This window comes from Pantoea sp. JZ29 (genome assembly GCF_035190385.1).
Taxonomy (GTDB): Bacteria; Pseudomonadota; Gammaproteobacteria; order Enterobacterales; family Enterobacteriaceae; genus Pantoea; species Pantoea stewartii.
Genome location: NZ_CP045241.1, coordinates 540,302 through 557,378, shown reverse-complemented (window position 1 = coordinate 557,378; position 17,077 = coordinate 540,302). Strand labels below are relative to the sequence as shown.

Annotated in this window: 13 protein-coding genes; 6 read left to right on the top strand and 7 right to left on the bottom strand. The window is 52.7% G+C overall.

Annotated features, from left to right (window positions below):
- Positions 1–30: 30 nt before the first annotated feature.
- On the bottom strand, positions 31–1,590 hold the full coding sequence (locus tag GC090_RS02675; protein ID WP_054633026.1) for a methyl-accepting chemotaxis protein: 1,560 nt from the start codon (positions 1,588–1,590) through the stop codon (positions 31–33).
- 177 nt (positions 1,591–1,767) lie between these two features.
- On the opposite strand from GC090_RS02675, the gene GC090_RS02670 reads away from it, so the two are divergent.
- From GC090_RS02670 to ppa, 3 genes are all read left to right on the top strand, one after another.
- Positions 1,768–2,178, top strand: a complete 411-nt coding sequence (locus GC090_RS02670; protein WP_058708628.1) for a lysozyme inhibitor LprI family protein — start codon at positions 1,768–1,770, stop codon at positions 2,176–2,178.
- Between the two features lie 58 nt (positions 2,179–2,236).
- The gene (locus GC090_RS02665; protein ID WP_039341815.1) at positions 2,237–2,686 is read left to right on the top strand and encodes a DUF441 domain-containing protein; all 450 of its coding nucleotides are present in this window, start codon (positions 2,237–2,239) and stop codon (positions 2,684–2,686) included.
- A gap of 100 nt (positions 2,687–2,786) precedes the next feature.
- Positions 2,787–3,317 carry an inorganic diphosphatase gene (gene ppa, locus GC090_RS02660; RefSeq protein WP_006118350.1) on the top strand — a complete coding sequence of 177 codons (531 nt, stop codon included), beginning with the start codon at positions 2,787–2,789 and terminating at the stop codon, positions 3,315–3,317.
- Positions 3,318–3,449: 132 nt separating this feature from the next.
- Here the strand turns inward: ppa and GC090_RS02655 are convergent, their stop codons facing one another.
- From GC090_RS02655 to tamA, 4 genes are all read right to left on the bottom strand, one after another.
- The gene (locus GC090_RS02655; protein WP_324020808.1) at positions 3,450–4,931 is read right to left on the bottom strand and encodes a glucosyltransferase domain-containing protein; all 1,482 of its coding nucleotides are present in this window, start codon (positions 4,929–4,931) and stop codon (positions 3,450–3,452) included.
- 327 nt (positions 4,932–5,258) lie between these two features.
- A complete protein-coding gene (locus GC090_RS02650; protein ID WP_058708626.1) occupies positions 5,259–5,615 on the bottom strand; it encodes a gamma-glutamylcyclotransferase family protein in 357 nt (118 codons plus the stop codon).
- Between the two features lie 2 nt (positions 5,616–5,617).
- Positions 5,618–9,385, bottom strand: a complete 3,768-nt coding sequence (tamB, locus tag GC090_RS02645) for an autotransporter assembly complex protein TamB (protein ID WP_324020805.1) — start codon at positions 9,383–9,385, stop codon at positions 5,618–5,620.
- Positions 9,382–11,097: an autotransporter assembly complex protein TamA gene (gene tamA, locus GC090_RS02640; RefSeq protein ID WP_324021510.1), complete on the bottom strand. Its 1,716-nt coding sequence runs from the start codon at positions 11,095–11,097 to the stop codon at positions 9,382–9,384. Before tamA ends, tamB begins: the two co-directional genes overlap by 4 nt.
- A 513-nt stretch (positions 11,098–11,610) precedes the next feature.
- Between tamA and GC090_RS02635 the strand changes: the two genes are divergently transcribed.
- A complete protein-coding gene (locus GC090_RS02635; RefSeq protein ID WP_033740022.1) occupies positions 11,611–12,930 on the top strand; it encodes a polyamine export protein PaeA in 1,320 nt (439 codons plus the stop codon).
- A 32-nt stretch (positions 12,931–12,962) separates the two neighbouring features.
- On the opposite strand, the gene GC090_RS02630 is transcribed toward GC090_RS02635, so the two are convergent.
- Positions 12,963–13,169: a stringent response modulator YtfK gene (locus tag GC090_RS02630; RefSeq protein WP_003855513.1), complete on the bottom strand. Its 207-nt coding sequence runs from the start codon at positions 13,167–13,169 to the stop codon at positions 12,963–12,965.
- Positions 13,170–13,479: 310 nt separating this feature from the next.
- Between GC090_RS02630 and GC090_RS02625 the strand changes: the two genes are divergently transcribed.
- Entirely contained in the window at positions 13,480–14,043 is a 564-nt protein-coding gene (locus GC090_RS02625) for a YtfJ family protein (protein WP_324020803.1), read from the top strand.
- A gap of 37 nt (positions 14,044–14,080) precedes the next feature.
- Here GC090_RS02625 and cysQ read toward each other — a convergent pair whose 3' ends face one another.
- A complete protein-coding gene (gene cysQ / locus GC090_RS02620) occupies positions 14,081–14,824 on the bottom strand; it encodes a 3'(2'),5'-bisphosphate nucleotidase CysQ (RefSeq protein WP_039341801.1) in 744 nt (247 codons plus the stop codon).
- Positions 14,825–15,118: 294 nt separating this feature from the next.
- On the opposite strand from cysQ, the gene GC090_RS02615 reads away from it, so the two are divergent.
- Complete coding sequence (locus GC090_RS02615) at positions 15,119–17,059, top strand: bifunctional 2',3'-cyclic-nucleotide 2'-phosphodiesterase/3'-nucleotidase (protein ID WP_324020801.1); 1,941 nt, start codon at positions 15,119–15,121, stop codon at positions 17,057–17,059.
- Positions 17,060–17,077 lie beyond the last annotated feature (18 nt).

Below are 17,077 nucleotides of genomic sequence, written 5' to 3'. Positions count from 1 at the left end.
AGGGCGCGGGTGTCGCGCCCTTATTTTGTCTTATGCCTGCTGAAGCCGGAACAGCGCCATAGCAGCCTGCAACTGCTCTGACTGCGCCTCCAGTGAATGCGTGGCGGCGGTGGCCTGCTCCACCAGCGCAGCGTTCTGCTGCGCCGCTTCATCCATCTGCGTCACCGCATGGTTGACCTGATCGATGCCCCGACTTTGCTCTTCTGAAGCCATCGAAATCTCTTTCATCAGTGCCGTCACGCGCATGACTTCACCAGCGATATCATCCATGGTTTCGCCTGCACGCGTGGCCATTTCACTGCCCTCTTTCACCCGCGTTTGTGAATCGCTGATCAGCGTGCGAATCTCTTTCGCCGCGCTGGCACTGCGCTGCGCCAGGGTGCGCACCTCATTCGCGACGACGGCAAAACCGCGCCCCTGTTCACCGGCACGTGCCGCTTCCACGGCGGCGTTTAACGCCAGAATGTTGGTCTGGAAGGCAATGCCGTCGATCACGCTCAGAATATCGCCGATGCGATTGGCGCTCTCGGTGATCTCACGCATTTTTTCCATCACGTAGTTCACCACTTCCGCCCCGCGATCGGCACTGTCAGAAACGGCATTTGCCAACTGGTGAGCCTGCTGCGCGTTACTGGCGTTCAGACGAACCGTTGCGGTCAACTGTTCCATACTGGCCGCCGTTTGCTCCAGCGACGCGGCGGATTCTTCGGTACGTTGAGAAAGGTGAACGTTGCCCGCCGCCAGCTCGCGGCTGCCGCTGTCGATTTTCAGCCCGGCCTCACGCACCTTATTCACCGAGTCACGCAGAGCCTGCTGCATACCCGCCAGCGCATTGTTAAGACGACCCAGTTCGTTGTTGCCCGCCAGCGGCAACGGTTGAGACAGATCGCCCGCCGCCACCTGCTCAAGGTGAATAATCGCCTTGTTCAACGGCGTCAGTAACATGCGGCGCAACAGCACCCAGGCCAGTACCAGCAGCAGCACGGAGAGCCCCACCGCCACGGCGATCAGCACTTTCATCATGATTTCATTGCGCTGAGCTTCAACTAACTGTGCCTGGGTAATTTCGTCGGCTTTTGCGCCAAAGGTCTCTACCGCTTTGGTGTACTTCGCGGATAAAGGCTCCAGTTTACCTTCCAGCAGTTGGTAATATTCATCGTTATACTGTTTGTCGAGCGCCTTCATCATCGGCAGGATGCCCTGATCAAGGTAATCCTTATAGCTTGATGCAATGGCATCAGCCATGATTTTGCCTTCCGCCGTCACGGTTCCGGCATCCACAAAACGTTTTAAGTTGCGCTGAGAGGACTCGACATCGGCCTGCGCCGTTTTGGTGACCTGCGCGCCCTCATCCAGTAAACCAATCTCAATCTTGCGTACTGCAAGCGCAGCACTGGCACGCGCGCGCATTAAATCGGCGTTACTGCGATACAGACTGTTTAACTCAATCCCCTGAATGCGGTTAATCACATCCAGCGAGCGGTTGCCCTTGTTGATTGCCACAATGCCCATCACACTCACCGCCAACAACAGCAGTGTCATGAATGCCAGCAACGCCAGCAACCCCGTGCGTAGTGATAACTGTTTCATCTTGATCGTTTCCGTATGAGTAGTAAAAGGCGAAATAATTTCGACAACCCTTAAACGGAGAAAGTATCGGCATCGGGATTCGCAAACTTTAACGCCTGTGAATGATTAATCCGGTGCTTGCCGCTAACCTGTTAATGGAATTGAAGGTATTTTGTTAAGGAAACAAAGGGGAAATCGATGAAAAAAAGGGTAATGTTGATAGCACTCTTGAGTTGTAAGCTCGCAGTGGCTGAGCAGTCCACTATTGATGTCACTTTAAATCAATGCCTTAATCAAGCCGATACCACGCTGGCCTTGATGCAATGTCAGGATACGGCAACCCAGCAATGGGACGCGGAAATGAACGCGCAGTACAGTGCATTGATGAAAAAATTAAGCGGAGAACCCAGAGAGAAACTGCGTATCGCCCAGCGCGCCTGGCTGCGTTACCGGGAAGCCTGGTTAGCGGTGAGCCGCAGCCAACTCAACACGCAGGGCACTCTCGGCCCCGTTGCGCTGGCCACCCAGAGCACCGCGCTGGTCCGCAATCAAACTCTACAGTTGCAATCTTTAGCCACTGGCAGTTGCGCGAACCCCGACGATTGTTGATTAATGTAACCCTTTAAAGTCAGTCATAACTGTCTTCATTCATTTTCAGGGAAAAACTATGGTTGCTTACGCCTCCACGCTGATCTTGATCTGCCTTGCTGTACTGAGTTACTTCGTCCACAACACCGCCGTGACCCTGTCCATTCTGATCCTGCTGATCATCAAAATGACACCGCTGTCGCAATTCTTTCCTTATGTGGAAAAACAGGGCATTACAGTGGGCATTATTATCCTTACCGTAGCCGTAATGGCCCCGCTGGCCAGTGGTTCGCTGCCTGCGTCATCCCTGCTGAAATCCTTTGCCAACTGGCAGTCGATTGTCGCGATTTTGGTAGGCATTTTCGTGGCCTGGCTGGGCGGGCGCGGCGTGAGTTTTATGAGTGTACAGCCTTCCGTCATTGGCGGATTGCTGATAGGAACAGTAATCGGCGTGGCGTTTTTCCGTGGCGTTCCGGTAGGGCCACTGATTGCTGCGGGCATTGTATCCCTGTTTGTCACGGCCAAATAGCGTTGAGGAGCATTCTGAAACGCCAAAAAGGGGGCGTACTTTCACAGTCAGTTGGCTATAATAGCCGACACTCAACATACGACGACTGAAGGAATACCCGATGAGTTTGAACCAGGTGCCAGCAGGTAAAGACCTGCCAGAAGATATCTACGTAATTATTGAGATCCCGGCGAATGCCGATCCGATCAAATATGAAGTTGATAAAGATTCTGGAGCCCTGTTTGTGGATCGCTTTATGTCTACGGCAATGTTCTATCCATGCAACTATGGTTACATCAACAATACGCTGTCGCTGGATGGTGACCCGGTAGACGTACTGGTTCCAACACCGTACCCACTGGAGCCCGGCTCAGTGATCCGCTGCCGTCCGGTTGGCGTGTTAAAAATGACCGACGAGTCTGGCGAAGATGCCAAACTGGTTGCTGTCCCGCACACCAAACTCACCAAAGAGTACGATCACATCAAAGATGTAAACGACCTGCCAGAACTGCTGCGTGCGCAGATCACCCACTTCTTTGAGCACTACAAAGATCTGGAAAAAGGCAAATGGGTTAAGGTTGACGGCTGGGATAACGCCGAAGCAGCCAAAGCCGAGATCGTCTCGTCTTTTGAGCGTGCGGCGAAGAAGTAATGCCACTTGTGCTGTGAAATAAAACTGAAGTTGCAGCACAGGATACACGCTAAATCTGTTGATATAAACAGGCCCAGCAATGGGCCTGTTTTTTTGTCTCAAAACTAATAAATTACAGCAAGCTCTTATACATTAGTGCTGGCAACCCTTTAGCGTAAAGTCGACGGTCAGTCGGTCATGGTACTTATATAAATCATAATCCTGATTATGTGCAATGCGCTCTCCGTGACACAGCGCCATAACCAAATCTTCATTGCTCACAGTAATATTGTCCTGAATAGGATTTTTAGCCTGAAAGCCCCTTATCGCCATGTAAGGAAATGGAAACCACCAGTTGGCGAAATATTCAGGAATCAGCGCGCTGAGAACCGGATAGTTATTCAGGGAATTAAGATATACTGGGGAACGCGGCGAGGCTCCATAAAACTGCATATAGAGGGAGCCAACGGATAATGCATTGGTGTCCTGTTTTAACCGTTGTGTGATTGCGGCATTAATCTCATCTTGCTGATGAATGGCATTCCCATAGACATATATACCTGTAAAGGCGTAGAGCAAAGGAATTGCGATAACCATGTTTACGAATGACCATTTTCCTTTCATCGCCCACGCCAGTAATGTTGCACTGAACAACATAAACCCACTCACTGCCAGCATGACCCGAGGTGCAAGTAATGGATTTTGTAAAATGAGCAGGCTACCGGGAATCATCAGGAATGCAGCGAAAGGTAAAAACAGCGCTATAACTGCAACAATAATCCTGGCTGGATTACGTTGTTGCTTTATATAACGCGAAGCGATTATCGCTGCGGAGACCACTGACGCACTCAGGACAACCATGAGCACAGCCATTCCTTTACCATCTTTATAAAAGGTGGCATTAACGAAGTGCCAGTATGCGAGCGCATTATTGCAAGCGGTGAGCCACAATTGCTCAAAGGCAATAGCCGGATGATTAGCTGCGTACTCACCTGAAAAAGTCAATGGTAAAACAATTTTGAGGTAAACAGCTGAGGCGACGATAAACTCTGCGCTTCGCAGTATAAGCCCACGAATGATCTCTGTGGCAGGGGCATTGTTGACCATCTGTCCAAAGACGATCACGAACACCATCATCACAGCAATGTTTGCCGCAATCTGATAGAGGCTAAAGATGGCAACGATAGCAAGTACAGCCACTAAGAACTGTATCCATGTTTTCTGCACAGGAAATAAAATCCATGCGATGCTCAACACCAGCGCGCAACCTATGGTGAGCACGTCAAAACGATAGGAAAAGATTTCAGCAAGATAAGGGTTAGCAAAAAAACTCAGCGCGGCTAAAGCACCGACCCAGGTTTTGAGTGACGTAAAGTGGCGGCGATGATAGTGCGCTAATACCACTGCGATAAGCACACTTGTGATGATCAGCGGTAAAGGAAAAATGTCTGAAACGTGAGAACTAAGAAATAATATTTTCATTAGCAGGTCAGCTAAAGGCCTCCCATCCCGGCCCCAAAGCGCATTCCCTGTAATGGCTCTTCCGTTGTCATCAATGTAAAAAGTATTGGCAAGCAATAACGGTAATGAAAATAAAAAAACTGCGACAAGATAAATATTGATTGTTTTTTTCATTGCTTTTCACTTTGGTAAAGTTTTGCTGGCGTCGTGATAATGGCACCATTATGCGATTTTCTCGCATGCGTACAGACTCGCAAGCGTCATGTGGGCGCGATTATCAATGTATATTTCTTTTTCGCAAACCGCTTTTTTATAACTAACCCCGCGGATGTACGATTACGCTGTAAAAGTGAATGATCGGAAAATTACCGCTATCAGGTTGGCGCAGGAAGAAACAGAGAGGGCTTTAAGCCACTTTAGTGCATGGATAAAAGGGCACATAACAATCATGAACCCTTTTACCTGAGAAGCATTTAGCCTGATACACGCAACCGCAACGTATTAGTGGCTTTCCTGCTCCTCATCACGCTTCAGCCAGTCTCCACTCTGGATACGCTGGCGACCCGCGACCGAACGCTGATAGACATAAAGCCACGCACTACCAAACGGCGTCTGAATCAGATGGCGTTTGTACTCACCACCTTTGGTCCGAAGCGCATCTAACTCGGCGAGAATGGAGGCATCAATTCGGTAGACTTCGCAATATACCGTTCCTTCGCCCGTGATCACGCCAGGATAGTGACCCAGACTGTAGAGTTCATAACCCTCAATCTGGTGATCACCCAACCATTGCGCATGTGTCATCCAGTGACTGTTTCCCTGTTTGCGCCGTAAACTGCCATAGACAATTATTCGCATTACTAAAACTCAAACTGATAGAGCAAATCAAGAGCCTGATCCACACCGGACACGGCTTCCAAATAGAGTTTGGGCATCAGTCGGTAACGTAAGGTTAACGTTGCCAGTGAATCAAAGATGCCAACCCCGTATTTTACTTGTAGACCCGGCAACACATAGCCGCTGACCTGTACCTGCTGACTGTCGCCAACGCCGGTCGTATCAAGGGCAAGATTACTGACACCGAATGTCTCGCCGATTTTACCCACAACCTGCCCACTTTGTGCAACCCCTAAGCCGACTAACGCTGACGTTAACGCGTTACTGTCGCCGTCGCTATTCAGCCCCTGACCGCGTAACAGGTAAGAAAGGGCCTCCTGCTGTGACATCGCCGGATCGGAGAACACTTCCACTTTCGGCTCATCCGCCAGCCCCGTAACGCGCAATCCTGCCGTTACGCCATCCTCGGTCGCATCCGGATTACGAATCGCTTCCAGGTTAAGATAAGGCTGGTCTGGCGGGCCCGCAAACTGCAGCTCGCCTTTACGCACGATCAAGTCCTGACCGTAAGCATGGAAACGGCCGGATGGAATATTGATCTGTCCGTTGAGTCCCAGTCCTGATTTATCCTGGACCATTTTCAGATCGCCATTCAGACGGGCTTTCAGTCCAAAGGCCGACAGACGCACATCGTTTCCAACATGAATGGTCAGGTTACTGTTAATCGGTATTGAGGCCGTTTTAGGCGCAATCGGTTTAAGGTTTTTATCCAGCATAACTTCATCAGACGATACGCCGACTGCGCTCTCAGGAACCTCCTGTACCGTGATACGTGCCCAGGGAATATCGACGCGCCCGTCAAGATTAAAGGCGGCTGGCGTGGCTTCAAATACCACATCCGGCGACACATCCATGCGCACCATTGGCGGCACCGTGACACGGACCCGGCTGCCTTTGGCGGCTACGCGCGCACGCCAGTTATCCAGTTGGCTCCAGTCCGCATCGCCGCTCAGGTTGATATTGCCCTGTGCGGTCTGTAGCAGGCCATTCAGCGTCGAACTCATGCCGTTAAACACCATGTTCAGACTGGCACTGGTCAGATCCACCGGCATGAAGTTGCCTTTCACATTCACATCTTTCAGACCCAGTTGCCCAAAAAGCTGCGGCTGCTGCACTGTGCCGCCCAGGCGCAGATCGCTGTTCAGCAGGCCTTTGATGCTCTCGCCCTGCATTAAGGCGGGATTGATCATCGCCAGCGAGATATTGCGGATATTCACATTGCCACCCAGCTCACGGCGCTGTTGCGGATCGGTAATCTGCACATTGCCATCCAGTTGGCCGTTATTGACGAGGCGAATCAGCCAGTCGAGCTGTGCACGTCCGTCCCGCAGTGCCGCATTGACATTAATTGTGTTAAACGCGATGGGCAGCGTATTGCCCTGCACATCCTGCGCGACTTTCACGTTATTACTCTTCAGCGCCAGCGTGCCGACGGGCAGTTTGCCATCCGCCGTCCAGTTAACGCGGGCATCACCGCTGAACACGCCGCTCAGTTGGGTCTGGTCAGTCAGGAAGGGTTTTAGCATCGCCAGATCGAAGCGGTTTAATACCACATGAGCGTGACCGCTGGGGCCGGCTTCAATCGGTTCTGGCACACAAAGCTGCGCGTTGGGGTTTTGCCAGCAGTGCGGGCCGATTGACGCAGTCTGCTTCTGATTAACATAGTCGATCGCCATAGCGCGCGTCAGACGCCATTCCCCGACGGGCGTATTAAAACGCGTATTGTTCAGGCTGCCTTTCCATGTCTCCGTCTGGCGGTCAAAGCTACCGTTCAGCGCGAGCTGACCCGATACCGGCTCGCCCTGCACGTTAAGTTTAAGCTGATGCTGCTTTTCGTCGCCATCAGCATTGAGCGTCAACAGATTAATGTTAAGCGCATCCTGCTTCAGTTGTTCAACGCGCAACTGCAGCTTACCGGCGATCTGGTCGCTGGAGCGTACATCGCTTTTCAGCGTTACGCGCCGGACCAGCAGTTGCTGCCAACGTAAGCCAGTGGCCGTCAGATCCGCCAGCAGCTGAGGGGCTTTCAGCGATCCGCGGGCTTTGATATCCCCTTTGACCACACCGCCCAGTCCCGGCAATGCGTTATCAAGATGGGGGGCATCCACGTTGGCATCCAGGTTCAGCGTTTCGCCCAGACTGCCTTTGATATCCAGATGATTGCGGCCCAGCGCAATCTTAATACCCGGAATATCCCACTGGTTGTAGCTGTTGCCCCGTAATGTTCCGTCCGCACTGACCGCGTTCTGTTTGACGTTACCCTTCAACATCAGTTGCGGCATACTCAGCTGCCAGCTGCCGCCATACAGGCTGCCGCGCGTAGTGATTTTACCCTCCAGTCTGGCTGGCCAGTCCGGATACTGGCGGGCGGTATTGATGCCCGCCAGCGTCAGTTCACTGCGCCAGCTGATGGCTTTGCTCCAGTCCACCAGCGCCGTCAGATCGATAGTGCCCTGTAACGCTGCCACACGCAGCTTGTCCAGGCTGAACTGTTCACTATTCCCTTTACCGTCCAGCGTAATCGTGGCAGGCGGCACCGCTTCGCCTTTCACCGCCGTGCGCAGCGACATCACGTAGTCGGTCGCCTTGCCTTTGAACTGATAGTCGAGATTGTCCGCCTGATACTGAACCGCTCCGGTGAGCGGCCAGCGCAGTTGCGGACTGGTCAGGGTTAATGCCAGCGGAAGACCGGCAACGGCAGGCTGAGCGCGGGCATCCAGCTGCGCCCTGACCGGGCCAGAGAGGTTGAGCGCCAGCTTCAGCTCGTCACGCATCGCGCCCTGTAAGGTCAGACTCAGCTTTTCCCCTTTAACCGGATCAACATTCACATCGCCATTCAGGGCAAAATCAACGGGCCAGTTGTCTGCGAGCGTGGCCTGGCCGCTGCCGTTGAGCCTGCCGAGGTTTGAGTCCACGTCCAGCGTTTGCAGTTGTATATGGCGGTCAAGCGTTTTGGCCTTCACACGCAGCTGATTCACAACGATATCCGTATCGCCGGTAATGCGCAGTTGTTCGCCCACGATGTCCTGAACATCGATATCCAGCGGTAACTGGAAGTCCGGCAGTGTCGGTAGCAGGGGTTTGGCAAACATCGCCTGCAGCGTTTCGCCCAGCGGCTTCTCGTTTGGCTGCGGCTGCTGGACTTTCGGATCGACCACCTGCTCCTTCGCGACCGCTGCCGCTTTAGGCAGCGCAATTAACAGGCTTTGAATGTGGGTAGGATTCAGCGTTAACGCCCGCGCCTGCCAGTGTAATCCGGTGGAAAAATCCACCAGCGAAATCGCGGTATCATCGACTTTCACACTGATGTTATGCAGCCCGACGTGGCGCAGGCTGATGGGATACGGCGTACTGAGATTGGTCGCGCTGTTATCGTCTTCGGGTGCCGCCGCCGACGGCGTCATCTTTTTACTGTCGACGACCACACTGATATCTTTTAGCGTCAGATCATCGACGCAGACCGACGAGTGCAGCAGGCAATTGAGATTTACCGCCAGATGGATATTGCCCGCGTTAACGCTGACGCCCGGCATGTCGTAACGCAGACCGCTGAGCGTAAGATTACGCCAGCCGCCATCCACTTTGTTGATGGATAATCCCGGTACCCAGCGCGACGCGCCGTTTAACACTAAATGCAGGCCCGGCGTCGTACCAATCAAAAATGCCACACCAGCCAACAACAAGACCAAAAAAATCAGAAAGCCAGTCAGGACCTTTTTCCAGCGCTTCATAGTTCAGGCCCCAATCCTACGTAAAATTGCAAACCGTGCTCCTCCCTGTCGCCAATGGGACGCGCAATATCAAACTTAATGGGCCCCACAGGCGATGCCCAGCGCACGCCGATACCGGCACCGGTTTTAATATCGCTTTGGCTGATGTCATTGACGGCCTCACCGGCGTCAACAAACACCGCACCCCACCATTTTCCGCTGACGTTGTACTGGTATTCCAGTGAACCGGTGGCCATTTTTGAGGCTCCGGTCAGTTTGCCATCACTGTCACGCGGCGAGACGTTTTTGTACTTATAGCCACGAATACTGCGGTCCCCCCCGGCGAAGAAGCGCAGATCCGGCGGCACCTTATCGAAGTCGTTGGTTTCAATCCATCCCACCGTGCCGCGTGCAATAAAGCGGTTCTTTTCGCCCAGCGTACGAATCCAGACGTTTTGCGCCTGCAGGATCAGGAAATCGACATCCGATCCCCAGGTGGTATCGGACACATCGACAGAATAACGCTGCGAGTCGCCCCAGGTCGGCATCAGGCCACCGCGTGAGCGCGTGCGGTTCAGACTGACGCCGGGATAAAGCAACATCGTGGTATTGGTGACATTCCCCTGGGTAAAGTGGTCAAGGCTCCAGCGCAGATTGACGGCCCTTTGCCAGCCACTGCTGCTGTCCCAGTTACGCGATACTGCCAGCGTGCTGGTATCCGCTTTGGTGTCGTTCAGATCGGTGCGTTTGAGCCCGCCTGAAAAAGTGTAGTACTGCTCCAGCGGGCTTTTGAGTAACGGAACTTTGTAGCTGAGATCCACCTGCTGCTCAGGCGCAGAAATATAGGCACTGGCCATCATGCTGTGGCCACGGTCGTTAACCCAGGGCTTTCTCCAGGTGCCTTTCAGGCGCGGCCCGACATCCGTCGAATACCCGACACCGGCTTCAACAATATTTTTTGCCCGAGGGGAAACGGCCGCATTTAACGGCAGGACTTTGGTTTTGCGTCCCTCTTTAAATTCCGGCGCGACGACCACCGACTGGAACCACCCCGTCGCCGACAGGCGGCGATTCAGTTCAGCCAAATCACGGGAACTGTAATAGTCGCCCTTTTTAAACGGCACCAGATTTTGCAAATAGGCGTCACGGATCTGTGAGCCCTGGAAGGTGACATCGCGGAAGCGGTAACGCGGTCCGCTATTGTAGTCGATATCCCAAAAGGCTTCGTGGCGCGCCACGGAAACGCCTAACTGACTTTTTTCAAATTCGCCATCGAAATAGCCGTTGCGCAGCGCCAGGTTGGTAAAGCCACTTTTGAATTTATCGTACTGACCATGATTGAGGATTGTGCCAACTTTAGGGCGGCCCTGGGCGATCCAGTTTTTATAGTCTGCATCGTTTTTTGCCTGACCGGTGACAATGATCGTACTACCGGCAATCTTTACCGGCTGGCCAGGCGTCACGCGCGCGATGAGCACCGGACGGCCGCCTTGCGCAGGGGCAGGGCGTGATTCAAAGTCGATATCAGGCTCATAGTAGCCGAGCGCGCGAAGCCCTTCTTTGATAGCGGCCGATACACGCGCGCGGAAACGGCCATCGTTGGTGACTTCGTCGCTGCTGATGGTCGACAGGCGTGCCCTGACGTTTTTTTGCAGTTCGCCGGTCAGCCCTTCAAGCTGTAGTCGAACCGGTGCCGCCCCAAAGGCGGGCGCGACGAGCAATAAGCCCGCCATGCAATAAACATAAAATCGTGGCACCTGTACTCCTGTCTCTCATGCCCGCCCCATTCCGCAGGGCGCGTGTTAATCCTTGTTGCCGTCACAATCGCAACGGCAACTTACTCATCATAGCCGCACTTTTTGCCAAAGGGCAGTCTGTAACGCGTTCTAAGTCAAATTGCGCATTATTGTCGGTAAAACGGACGCACGATACAACGACCTTGTTGTCCAGACAGGCCGCACGCCAGTAGACCGCTCTCCTGCATTACACATGCATCCTGAGCTGAAAACCTCATTATAAGCCACTGTTTGCCCTCTGGCGGCGGCCTCCTCGCTGCTGCTATAATCACCCACCGCAGGCATCCCGCCTGTCTTCATTTCTGCCCCTTTCCCCTTACAACCTTGTCGAACGGGCGCAGACATTTTTGGCACGGATAGCTCCTCTGCGTCGTACGTACAGGGAAGAAGCGCATCAACCGCACGCTGCCCAGGCCAAAAATGACAAGTGGATAACTCTTTGGATTACTTATGCTTGATAGCTTACTTGTCATTCTGCTACTGATCGTAATCAGTGCTTTTTTTTCTCTCTCCGAAATCTCGCTGGCTGCCGCCCGCAAGATTAAGCTGAAACTGCTGGCTGATGAAGGCAACGTTAACGCTCAGCGGGTATTGAAGATGCAGGAAACGCCCGGCATGTTCTTCACCGTGGTGCAAATTGGCCTGAACGCCGTCGCCATTTTGGGTGGTATCGTCGGTGATGCGGCCTTTTCCCCGGCATTTTCCGCCCTCTTCAATCGCTTTATGTCTCACGAACTGGCCGAACAGCTCAGTTTTATCTGCTCATTCACCATCGTCACCAGCCTGTTTATTCTGTTCGCCGACTTAACCCCAAAACGGGTAGGCATGATCGCGCCAGAAACCATTGCCCTGCGGATTATCAATCCCATGCGCTTTTGTTTACTGGTTATGCGGCCGCTGGTCTGGCTGTTTAACGGCCTGGCCAACGTCTTTTTTCGCGTCTTTAAGCTGCCGATGGTACGCAAAGACGATATCACGTCCGACGATATTTACGCGGTTGTGGAAGCCGGTGCGCTGGCTGGCGTGCTGCGTAAGCAGGAACACGAACTGATTGAGAACGTGTTTGAGCTGGAATCACGCACCGTGCCCTCCTCCATGACGTCACGTGAAAATATCGTCTGGTTTGATCTGCACGAAGACGAAGTCAGCCTGAAAACAAAAATCGCTGAACATCCTCACTCGAAATTCCTGGTCTGTAATGGGGATATCGACCACATCGTTGGCTATGTCGATTCGAAAGAGCTGCTGCTGCGTGTGCTGGGCAATCAGAGCATGGCGCTGAACAGCGGCGTGCAGATTCGTTCCGCGCTGATTGTTCCGGATACCCTGACGTTGTCTGAGGCGCTGGAAAGCTTTAAAACGGCGGGCGACGACTTCGCGGTCATCATGAACGAATATGCGCTGGTGGTCGGTATCATTACGCTGAATGATGTGATGACGACGCTGATGGGCGACCTGGTGGGTCAGGGCATGGAAGAACAGATTGTTGCGCGCGATGAAAACTCCTGGCTGGTGGAAGGCGGGACGCCGATTGATGATGTTATGCGCGTGCTGGATATCGATGATTTTCCGCAGTCGGGTAACTACGAAACGATTGGCGGCTTTATGATGTATATGCTGCGTAAAATCCCGAAACGTACCGACTTTGTGAAATTTGCGGGCTACAAGTTTGAAGTGGTCGATATCGACAGTTACCGCATTGATCAGCTGCTGGTGACACGGATTGATGAACGACCGCCGATGCTGAACGTGACGAAAAGCGAAGAATAGAAACACTCAGGGCGCCATCGGCGCCCTGTTTTTTAGTTAAACTCTAGCTTGAGACGAACGACCTGGCGGTTAATTTCTGACATCACGCTCAGGTGCTGTTTGTCTTTGACCCGGGGGATCAGGACTTTACCTTTATCAAACTCAAACGCGCCCACATCCTTGATGTACAACCTTCCTTTAAACAGCGTCTTAACATATTTTGCTATCTGTAGCGGATTATAGCGCTGGAAGATTTTCATACTTCTTAACTCCTTAATTTTTAAGCACGCTTCACCGTTGCCAAATTCGGTACGGGTCCATGAAGCGCGAATGCGAGATAAACTATAGAACACTCTGCTTACTTCGCACGACCAGAAATAACTTTTTTTACCGTGCTGACAGAACATTACAGAATACTCTGTTATTTACTTTTCACTATTCAGTATAAACCTTCGTTCGTTACAGAATTGTGTGGTTGATAACAAAGCTGACAGCTTTTTGAGACAGCCGCATCATCCCTGCTTACTATTACAGTTGGATGACTAACTGGTCTGATCACTGGAGAAAATAATGAGGCGTATCACTCTGGCCGCACTGGCCTTGTCACTGCTGCTTCCTGTAAGTGCGTTGGCCCACAATCTTGAGCCGGGAAAACGCGTGCCGCCCGTGGGCGTCAATGACAAAGGCGAGTTGATCCTGGCGCAGGAAAAATTCAGTTATCAAGACTGGAACAGCGCGCAACTGAACGGAAAAGTACGTGTCATACAGCACATTGCAGGCCGCTCATCGGCTAAAGAGATGAATGCAGCGTTGGTTGAGGCCATCAAGTCAGCGAAACTGTCACACGATCGCTATCAGACCACCACGATTGTGAACACCGATGATGCCATTCCCGGCACCAGCCTGTTTGTTCGCAGCAGCATTCAGAGTAATAAAAAGCAGTATCCGTGGTCGCAGTTTATCGTCGACAGCAAGGGCAATGTGCAGCACGCCTGGCAGTTGCAGCAAGGCGGATCGGCCATTGTGGTGCTGGATAAAAACGGTCAGGTGAAATATGTCAAAGACGGGGCACTGACGCAGCAGGAAGTCAAAGAAGTCATTACGTTGTTAAAAACGCTGTTAAAAGCACCCTGACAGGTGAAGTCGGGAGGCGAGTGCCTCCCGTCTGACGTCAGAACAGCGATACACGGAAGCCCGGATTCAGGAAAGATTCACGCGGCGCATAATCCAGCGTTCTTCCCTGCCAGTCGTGGACGTGGGCACCTGCCGCGACAGCAACGGCATGACCTGCGCCGGTATCCCAGATATTGGTGGGTCCAAAGCGCGGATAAAGCTGGGCCTTACCTTCAGCGACCAGGCAAAATTTTAACGATGAGCCGGTTGCCACCGTCTGATGTTCCCCTAGCTGCTTCAGATACTCTTTCATCTCATCATCATCGTTGTGGGAACGACTCACCACCACCAGCGGTGGACGTGCATCCAGAACGTGAATCTGCTGCTTTTCTCCGCCCTCTTCCTTCCAGGCTTTACCTTCTGCTGCCGAGTACATCACGCCCAGCGCGGGCGCGTACACCACGCCCATGATCGGTTTGCCCTGCTCGATCAACGCAATATTGACCGTAAACTCACCATTGCGTTTGATAAACTCTTTGGTGCCGTCAAGCGGATCCACCAGCCAGTAGCGCTGCCAGTGCTGACGGACTTCCCAACCGGGCGGATCTTCCTCTGACAACACCGGAATATCCGGTGTCAGCTGTTTCAGGCCCTTCACAATCACATCATGCGCGGCCAGATCGGCTGCTGTGACGGGCGAATCGTCTGCTTTATGCGAAACATCAGCGGGAACCGAACCGTTATAGACCTGCATAATCGCGTCGCCTGCCTCACGCGCCAGTTGGCTTATTTGCTCTAACATTTGTCACCTCATGTATGCGAATGCTACGCGTTAACTGTTATGCCTGTTGGAGTACATTTTAGCAGCTTCATGCTCGCCCCTGGTTTCAGGTAAACATTTTGAATCCTTTTTCAGCTATATCAACACAATAGCCCACAATGGCAAAGACCTCTTTTCACGCTGGCCTCTGCACTGATATGACTGAAGCGGCACCAGTCAGGCTCAAAACGTTATTTGCATCACGTTTTAATCTGCCCTTTCATCAGCCTTTTACATTACTTTTGTAGCCTTGATCTTTTAACGTTGGGAGTGAACATGGTTAAGGCGGGAATGATGTTACTGGCACTGAGCGTTTCAGTTGCAGCACAGGGAGCCACCGTGGATTTACGCGTGCTGGAAACGACCGATCTGCACAGCAATATGATGGACTTCGACTATTACAAAGATACGCCCACAGAAAAATATGGTCTGGTGCGCACTGCGTCCCTGATCCATGCCGCGCGTCAGGAAGTCACGAACAGCGTGCTGGTGGACAATGGCGATCTGATTCAGGGTAGCCCGTTAGGCGACTATATGGCTGAGAAAGGGCTCAAACAGGGTGAAGTCCATCCCGTCTATAAGGCGATGAATACGCTGGATTACAGCGCGGGCACGCTGGGCAATCATGAATTCAATTATGGTCTGCCCTATCTGCAAAAAGCCCTGGCGGGCGCGCATTTTCCTTACGTCAATGCCAACGTCATCGATCTGAAGAGCGGTAAGCCACTGTTTACGCCTTATCTGATTAAACCCACCACAGTGACCGATCGCGACGGCAACACGCAGACGGTGAACATCGGCTATATCGGCTTTGTCCCGCCGCAGATTATGGTGTGGGATAAAGGCAACCTGCAGGGCAAAGTGCGGGTGGACGATATTACAGAAACCGCCCGGCGCTACGTGCCCGAAATGCGCGCTAAAGGAGCGGACGTGGTTGTCGTATTAGCCCATTCAGGGTTAAGCAGCGAGCCGTATCAGGCGATGGCAGAAAACTCGGTTTATTACCTCAGCGAAGTTCAGGGCATCAGTGCCATTATGTTTGGTCATGCGCATGCCGTATTCCCGGGGAAAGAGTTTGCGGGGATCAAAGGTGCAGACATTGAGAAAGGAACATTAAACGGTGTGCCTGCGGTCATGCCCGGCATGTGGGGCGATCATCTTGGTGTGGTGGATCTGGTGCTGAGCAAGGAAGGCAATCACTGGCAGGTGACAAGCGGTACCGCGCAGGCGCGTCCGATCTACGATATCGCGCATAAAACTGCGCTGGCTGCTGAAGATCCTGCACTGGTTAAGGTTCTGAAAGACGATCATGATGCTACCCGCACCTTTGTCGCCCAGCCTATCGGAAAATCTGCGGATGTGATGTACAGCTATCTGTCGCTGGTGCAGGACGATCCTACTGTGCAAATTGTGAATAACGCCCAGCGCGCCTACGTCGAGCATTTTATCCAGGGCGATCCCGATCTGGCGCACTTGCCGGTACTGTCTGCCGCCGCGCCGTTTAAAGCCGGGGGACGTAAAAACGATCCTGCCAGCTATGTGGAAGTTGAGAAAGGCAACCTGACCTTCCGCAACGCAGCCGATCTCTATCTGTATCCGAATACGCTGGTGGTGATGAAAGTCAGCGGCGAGCAGGTGAAAGACTGGCTGGAGTGCTCTGCGGGTCAGTTTAACCAAATCGATCCGACCAGTCGCCGCACACAGCCGCTGATCAACTGGAATTTCCGCACCTATAACTTCGATGTGATTGACGGCGTGAGCTATCAGATTGATGTCACACAACCCGCCCGTTACGACGAAGAGTGCAACCTGATCCATCCGGACGCGTCACGCATTAAAGATCTTCGCTGGCAGGGAAAACCCATCGATCTTAAGGCGACCTTCCTGGTAGCAACCAATAACTACCGGGCCTACGCGGGCAAGTTTGCCGGAACGGGCGACAAATACATTGCCTTTGCCTCGCCTGATGAAAACCGCGCGATTCTGGCGGCGTATATCAGTGCCGAAACCAAAAAGCACGGTGAAGTGCGCCCACAGGCGGATAATAACTGGCGACTGGCTGCAATACCTGCCGCGCAGCCTCTTGATATTCGCTTTGAAACCGCACCCGGCGATAAAGCCACACACTTTATTCAGCAGCATGCGCAATATCCCATGAAGGCGACAGGGAATGACGAGACGGGATTCGCTCTCTGGCAGGTAAACTTACAGCAGTAGAGGGGTAAGGGCAGCATC